Origin of the sequence: Nocardia carnea (genome assembly GCF_029869215.1) — a bacterium.
Taxonomy (GTDB): Bacteria; Actinomycetota; Actinomycetes; order Mycobacteriales; family Mycobacteriaceae; genus Nocardia; species Nocardia carnea_B.
Map to the genome: position 1 here is coordinate 25,127 of NZ_JARWPM010000041.1, position 7,322 is coordinate 32,448.

The 7,322-nt window shown below is 70.7% G+C and carries 4 protein-coding genes; 1 reads left to right on the forward strand and 3 read right to left on the reverse strand.

All coding sequences use genetic code 11. The annotated features are described in order from the left end of the window. Positions 1–132: 132 nt before the first annotated feature. Positions 133–2,160, reverse strand: a complete 2,028-nt coding sequence (locus QH276_RS01715; protein WP_280402607.1) for a hypothetical protein — start codon at positions 2,158–2,160, stop codon at positions 133–135. Between the two features lie 88 nt (positions 2,161–2,248). Further along, positions 2,249–4,921, reverse strand: coding sequence for an FHA domain-containing protein (locus QH276_RS01720; RefSeq protein WP_280402608.1), 2,673 nt, complete (start codon positions 4,919–4,921; stop codon positions 2,249–2,251). A 114-nt stretch (positions 4,922–5,035) separates the two neighbouring features. On the opposite strand from QH276_RS01720, the gene QH276_RS01725 reads away from it, so the two are divergent. Next, on the forward strand, positions 5,036–6,469 hold the full coding sequence (locus QH276_RS01725) for a metallopeptidase (RefSeq protein WP_280402609.1): 1,434 nt from the start codon (positions 5,036–5,038) through the stop codon (positions 6,467–6,469). A gap of 40 nt (positions 6,470–6,509) precedes the next feature. Here the strand turns inward: QH276_RS01725 and QH276_RS01730 are convergent, their stop codons facing one another. Continuing rightward, positions 6,510–7,097: an FHA domain-containing protein gene (locus tag QH276_RS01730; protein WP_280402610.1), complete on the reverse strand. Its 588-nt coding sequence runs from the start codon at positions 7,095–7,097 to the stop codon at positions 6,510–6,512. Positions 7,098–7,322: the final 225 nt, after the last annotated feature.

Consider the following 7,322-nt stretch of genomic DNA (forward strand, 5'->3'; position numbering starts at 1 on the left):
TCGGTGCTGCCGGCCAGGTATGCGGCTGAGTGGTTCCCGGCGGCCGGTTGAGACCCGGGACTCGGTGTTCCGCACACCAGCGGACCACGATACCAGCCGGGTATCGACCCGCGAAAACCGGCCGCTACCGGGTCAGATGTCGAACGGCGGACCGGGGTCGGTGATGCCCGGCCGGCCGGGGACCAGGTAGCGCAGGGTGTCGATACCGGGCTCGCCGCATTCGGATCCGTCGTGTTCGGACGATTCCGGCTCGCCGGCCTCGGGAGCACGGGCATACAGCGGAAGCCCCTGCCGGCCGGCCGCCGGTCCGGCTTCGGCGGGCGGTTCGACCAGCAACCGCGGCATCGGCACACAGCCGGAGACACCGCGCGGCACCGACACAGGATCAGCACCGTCCGACGACACCACCGCGCCGACGGCATCGTGTGGTACCGCCGCGCCGGCGGCAGCGGGCGTCACCGCCGTGACACCGACCGGCCTGGGCAGCGCCTGCGCGGTCCCCACCCCCTCGGTAGCCCAGCCCGAGAGGGCCAGCAGGCTCGCCACCCCGAGCACCGCGTGGGCACCGAACAGGTTGTCCTTCACCTTGTTCCAGAGCTTGCCCTGGCTCGGTTCACCCTCCGGCGCACGGCCGGACCCCGGCCCGCCACCAGTCCGGGACTCGCTGCCAGGCAGGTCGGGAGGTTGTCCGGGTCCGGGCCGTACGGGGGCCGCCGCCGGTTGATTGCCGGTTTCGGGGTCGGGTGCGCGGGTGAAGCGACCGGCTGCGCCCGATATCGGGGGTGGTAACTCGGACCGGTCGACCTGCACGGTCGCATCGTCACCCGCGCCGGGATGCGGCGCATCCACCGGTGGCCGCGCACCGTAGAACTGTTGCGTTCCGGGCTGGGGGCCGCCTGCGGATCCTCCCCCTGGAGTAGGACCGCTTTCGCGGGGATCGAATCCCGGCGCGTGCATGCCGGGTGCGGACGGGCCGGTTTCGCCGGGCCGGAAGTGCCCGGAACTCGAGAGGTCCGGGCCCGGCCGCGCCGGACCGGAGCCGACTGGGACCGAGCCGGGCCAGGCCGGACCGGAGCTCGCCGGGTCCGAGCCGGGATGCGCCGCGTAGGGACCGGGCTGGTTCGGACCGGCGGGCGGGTGGGAGGCCGGACTTCCGGCGGGCGGGTGCGGACCGGCCGCCGGATTCCGCATCGGCGGCCCGCCGGCCTCGCCCGGCCGGCCCGGCACCGCGTAGTGCGCACCCGACCCGTACGAGCCCGGCGCGGGCTGCGGATACGGCGCCGGGTCTTCCTCCTCGTCGTCCTCGTTCTCGGTCACCAGCAGATGTGTGGCGCCGAGCACGAGGGCGTGCATGGGGTGTTCGGCCTTCTTGAGCCGCTGTCCGAGGTGGTTGCGGAAAGCGAACCGCAGTGTCTCGTTGAAGACCACCTGCCCGGCCAGCAGCACCGTGGAGTTGTCCGCGCCGATCGCGCGGGCCGCGGCCATCACCTCGATCACAGTGTCGTCGGCGATGCGCGGGTTACGGGTGGATTCCGGGTCGATCGGCACGTACACCGATTCCGTGGGCCGCTCCTCATCACCGTGCACCGCGACGACCAGCACGTTCGCCCGGCCGTCGACCACCTGGCCGTCGAAATGGACCGCGGTCGCGCCGATCCCGCCGGGCAGGGTGTGGTCGGGCGCCCGCACCAGCCCGAGCGCCCGCACATAACCGGACAGCGCGATGGATTCCGGGATCGGCTCCACCTCGACGTCGAGTTGTTCGACCAGCCGGGCGTAGGCGTCGATCTTCGGCTCCGGCCAATCGTCCGGGTACGGCAGGGCGATCACATCGGGTTTACCGCGCAGGTAGGTGCCGACCGCCGCCAGCGGGTTGTAGAGGCGGGCCCGGAAGACCAGTTCGGCCGGCCAGGTGGCGCCGGCGATCACGATCTGCGGGTGCCCGAGGATCTCGCGGACGTCGGGGATGGCCATCCCCAGGTCGGGCCGTTGCCGGTCGGCTCCGGCGGTGTAGAGCTTCCCCGACGCGTCGGCCAGCAGATAGGCGGGTGGGTTGTAGCTTCCCTCGACCTGTACCGGGCGGATGGGCACGCCGGATCCGCCCGCGGCCACGGACACCACGTCCCACCCGAGGTGTACCGCACCAACTCGCACCATCACAGGCATCAGTGTGCCTGCTGTCCGGTCGGCGCGCTCGCCGCCCCTGCCCACCGGCGGCGGAGGTGCACGCCGGGGCCGGCCGGCGGTCTCATCTCGCGGACTTCTTGAGTCGCAAGCGGCTCCAGGTGAGCAACGCGATCACCACTGTGAGGGCTACGACCATGCCGATATCCAGGAACCAGGCGCCGCGCGTATGTTCCCAGAACCCATCGGGTTGCGCCTGGATGAACAGTTCCCGAATATCCACGGTGGACGCCGCCGCGGCGTATCCCCAGCGCGACGGGAACAGCCAGGTGACCTGCTCCAATACCACCCGGTCGGTGACCGGGATCATCCCGCCGGCCATCACCAGCAGGCCCATGATCGCGACCGCCAGCAGCGGCATCACCTGTTCACTGGATCGGGCCAGGCTCGACAGCAGCAGCCCGAGCACCACACACGACACCGCGGTGACCGCGATATCGATGTACAGCTCGGCACCGCCGGACGCCAGCACCGACCCCTCCTGCGGCCGTTTCTTACCGAGCAGCACGAAACCCACCAGCACCGCCGACTGCACCAGCGCGGCCAGCCCGAACACCATGATCTTGGCCGACAGATACGCCCCGGACCGCAATCCGACCGCGCGCTCGCGGACGTAGATCGTGCGTTCCCCCACCAGGTCGCGCACGGTGAGCGTCATCCCCATGAAGCAGGCACCCAGGATCAGCACCACCAGCAGCATCTGCGGTTCGGAATCACCCTTGGGCACGAAGGTGCCGTCGTCCTGCTGGACCAGTGGTGGCCGGCCGAAGCCGTTACTCCCCGGCACCAGCAGCGACAGGCCGCCGAGCACGAACGGCAGCAGCACCAGGAACGCCATGTAGCCGCGATCGGCCAGGATCAGCCGCAGTTGTCGCCGGGCCAGGGTGGAGAACTGTTTCCAGGAACCCGATTGCGGCGGCGAACCGCCGCCGCCCTGCCGGGCCGCGGGCGGCGGCGGGGGCGGGAGCGCGGCCTGCCGGGACCGGAAGTGCGCGAAGGCCGCATCCGGGTTGGCGGCGACATCGGCGAAGATCTTGGCCCAATCGCTGGTCCCGAGCGCGGATTCGACACCCGCCGGGTTTCCGGCGTAGGCGGTTTTCCCGCCGGGGGCGAGCAGCACCACCTGATCGCACATGTCCAGGCAGGCCACCGAGTGGGTGACCACGATGACCACGCGGCCGGCGTCGGCCAGTTCGCGCAGCATCATCATGACCTGCCGGTCCAGCGCCGGGTCCAAGCCCGAGGTGGGCTCGTCCAGGATCAGCAGGGAGGGGCCGGTGAGCAGTTCCAGCGCCACCGAGGCGCGTTTGCGCTGCCCACCGGAGAGCCGGTCCACCCGGGTGTCGGCGTGTTCGGTGAGCGAGAGTTCGCGCAGCACCCCGTCGATCACCTGCCGGCGGTCGGCCTTGGAGGAGTCCGGCGGCAGTCGCAGTTCGGCCGCGAAACCGAGGGCCTGGCGCACGGTGAGCTGCCGGTGCAGCACATCGTCCTGCGGAACCATGCCGATACGGGAACGCAGCGCCTCGTATTCACCGTGCAGATCGCGGCCCTCGAAGATCACCCGGCCGCCCGACGGCTGGGTGCTACCCGCGATCAACCGGGACAGCGTGGACTTCCCCGCGCCCGACGGCCCGATCAGCGCGGTGAGGGTGCCGCGGCCGGCCTGCATGTTCACATCGACCAGCAACTGCTTGTTGCCCTCGACGGTGAACCCGACACCGTGCACGGACAAACCCTGTTCGGCGACCGGCCGCTGGCGATGGACCAGGGTGCCCTGGGAGACCTCGAAGTCGATATTGCCGATGGTGATGATGTCGCGTTCGCGCAGCACCGTGCGCTGCTGCCGGACGCCGTTGACGAATGTTCCGTTGGCCGACCCGAGATCCTCGATCGTCAGGCCCTCGGCGCCCGCGACCAGGCGGGCGTGTTTACGTGACGCCAGCGGATCGTTGACGACGATCTGGTTGTCCGAGGTCCGGCCGATGGCCAGGCCGCCCGCCGGGATCCGGTCGGCCCGTGCGACCGGGCCCTCGCTGGCGCGATGGCGCACCGGCGGGACGGCCGCCACGCTGGCCTTGGCGGTCATGTTCACATTGGCGGGCTGCGGCGGGACCGGACCCGGATGCGGCTGCGCCGGTTGCCCGCCGCTGTGCGGCCGCTGCTGGGGCGGGCGCTGGCCGTGCGGATCGGCCGGCGGGCGGCCGTGCGGCGGCACCTGCGGCTGCGGCCCCGATTGGGGCCGGTTCGGCGGCGGCTGGCGCTGGGGACCGGGCGGGAAAGGTTGCGGGCCCGGAGGATAGGGCTGCTGCCCACCGGGAAACTGCTGCTGACCCGACGGATACGGCTGCTGACCCGAGGGAAACTGCTGCTGGCCGGAGGGGAACTGCGGCGCCGCGGCCGGGCGCTGCGCCTGCTGCTGGGGAACACCCGACGGAACCAGCCACAGCAGCGGGCCGCTGATCGCGTCACCGAGGCGGACCTGGGTGGGGCGGTCGATCGGCACCGGCCCGTTGAGGCGGCGGGCGTCGACGAACACTCCGTTGGTGCTGCCGTTGTCGGTGAGCACCCAGGCTCCCGACTGCCAGGCCAGTATCGCGTGAACGCGCGAGACCAGCGGACTGTCGACGAACAGCGTCACCTCGGGCGCGCGGCCCAGAGTGATCTGCTGATTCGAATCGAAGACACGTTCGGTTCCATCATGGCGCACCGTGATAGTGCGCACCCCCGGTGCAGACATGCAGCGGATACTATTCCATTACCCGGGCATCGGAGATGCCCCCGCTGGGGGGCGAACTCCTCAGCTCCAGCGGGATATACCAGCACCCGAACCGGCCGAAATGGGGGACGATCCATGCCGAAACTCCGCGGCGCCGCGCTCGCCGTGGCGGCGCTGTGCGCACTGCTGCTGGTCACCGGGTGTACCCGGGCGGTGGACGGCCGGGCGGTCTCCATCTACGACAACCCCTTCCAGGTCGCCGGCCTGCCGACCACCAGCGGCCCCAGCGGGCCCCGGGAGAATGTCCCGCCTACCGAACTGAGCGCCGAGAACGGTGACGGCGGCGAGATCGACACCCTGGCGCTGAACGCGGTCACCGATGTCCAGGCGTACTGGGAAGAGCACTACGACGCCGAGTTCGAGGGCGAATTCGAACCGGTGCAGAAGCTGATCTCCTGGAGCGCGCGCGATTCGCGCAGCAAATCGGCGGAGTTCTGCACCGAATCGACCTACCGCATGGTCAACGCCGCCTACTGCCGGTTGGACAACTCGATCGGCTGGGACCGGGCGCTGTTGCTGCCCACGATGGCCGACACCTTCGGCAAGATGGCGGTGGTGATGGTGATCGCCCACGAATACGGGCACGCCATCCAGAACAATGCCGATCTCGTCGAACGCGACGATCCGGTGATCGTCAAGGAACAGCAGGCCGATTGTTTCGCCGGTGCCTATATGCGCTGGGTGGCCGAGGGGGAATCGGAGTACTTCACCATCAACACCTCCGACGGCCTGAATTCCGTCCTCGCCGCCACGGTCGCGATCCGCGACTCCGATCCCGACGACCCGGAAAGCGTGCACGGCTCGGCCTTCGAGCGGGTCACCGCCGTGCAGATCGGTTTCACCGACGGCGCGAAGGGTTGTAAAGGCATCGATATGGACGAGATCGAACAGCGCCGCGGCGACCTCCCGCAGAGTTTCGACGGTGCGTCCGGGGAGTTCGAGATCACCGAGCAGAGCCTGGTCGAGTTGAGCAAAGCCCTGTCGGTGATCCTGCCGATCCCCGACGAACCGACCTACAGCTACGACGGCGCCGAAATCGACTGCAGCGACGGCGTCGCCACCGAACCGGTGACCTACTGCCCGGCGAACAATACGATCGCCACCAATGTCGACGGACTGTCGCAGCGCGGTACCGCGACCGACGATTCCGATGTCCCGCTGCCGGTGAAGGTCAGCGGCGACTACAACGGCTACGTCGTCTTCATCTCCCGCTACACCCTCTCGGTGCAGCGCAGCCGCGACCAGGAGCTGGTCGGCGCGAAAACCGGGTTGCGGGCGGCCTGCCTCTCCGGGGTCGCCACCGGCAAACTGGCCGAGACCGGCCGCGCCGAAGGCGATATCACCCTCGCCGCGGGCGATCTCGACGAAGCGGTCTCCGGCCTGCTGACCGACGGCCTGGCCGCCAGCGACGTGGAGGGCAAAACGGTACCCAGCGGCTTCTCCCGGGTCGACGCCTTCCGCGCCGGTGTCCTGGGCGGCGAACAAACCTGCGCCGCCCGATACGAATGAATACGCCCTGGCTTCGGGCCGCACGCACGCCGCCGGAGGTTCAGCTGCCGAAGGGTGGTGGGGCGGCGGATTCGAAGCGGAGCATACGGTTGCCGATCAGGATTTCCGTGCCCGGGATCAGGATCACCGGCCGGCGCGGGGGGATGCGCACCCATTCGCGGTAGCCGGCGGCGCGGGTACGGGTGCCGTTGGTGGATCCCCGGTCCACCAGGGTCACATCCCAGTCGACCAGCAGCAGTTCGGCGTGCGCGCGGGACATACCGCCGGAGTTGTCGGTGACCTGCAGTGGAGTGAGCCCGCGTCGCGCCGGTTCGGATTTCTCCGGGTCCCGGCCGAGGACGGAATCGGTTTCCAGCAGGTAGGTCGAGCCGTCGTCGAGCACCAGGATGCCCAGCGGCGGTCGCATCACTTCGATGAGGGGCTGGGTTTGGTCCACCGGCATCCCGCATACGCTGCAGAACGCCGAACGGGGGTCGCTGGGATGAGCGCGCGCGCATTTGAACCCGCGCACCTTCACGGTCAGCGCATTACCTTTCGCCGTCGCCTCGGTGCGGCGACGCAGTTCGGCGTCCAGCGGCGGGGTCGCGCGCTCGGGCGGGCCGTGCACCGGTGAAACGGGAAGATCCATCCGTGGAGTGGGATGCACCAGCGGCCGGCCCGGTCGTGGCGCAACGGCCCGGGGGGGGGGCCGCGCCGCCCCGCGGCGGGGGGCCGGGAGGGGGGGGTGGGCGGCCCGGCGCGGGGGGGGGGGGGGGGGGGGGTGGGGGGGGGGGGGGGGGGGGGCCGCGGGGGGGGGCCCCCGGGGGGGGGGGGGGGGGGCGGCCAAAGCGGCGGGCGGGGGGGGGGGGGGGGG

What these genes read in the sequence shown, in the direction of transcription:
- QH276_RS01730 (WP_280402610.1), bottom strand. Translation starts at nt 7,097, where the DNA reads ATGGATCTTCCCGTTTCACCGGTGCACGGCCCGCCCGAGCGCGCGACC.
- QH276_RS01720 (WP_280402608.1), bottom strand. Translation starts at nt 4,921, where the DNA reads ATGTCTGCACCGGGGGTGCGCACTATCACGGTGCGCCATGATGGAACC.
- QH276_RS01725 (WP_280402609.1), top strand. Translation starts at nt 5,036, where the DNA reads ATGCCGAAACTCCGCGGCGCCGCGCTCGCCGTGGCGGCGCTGTGCGCA.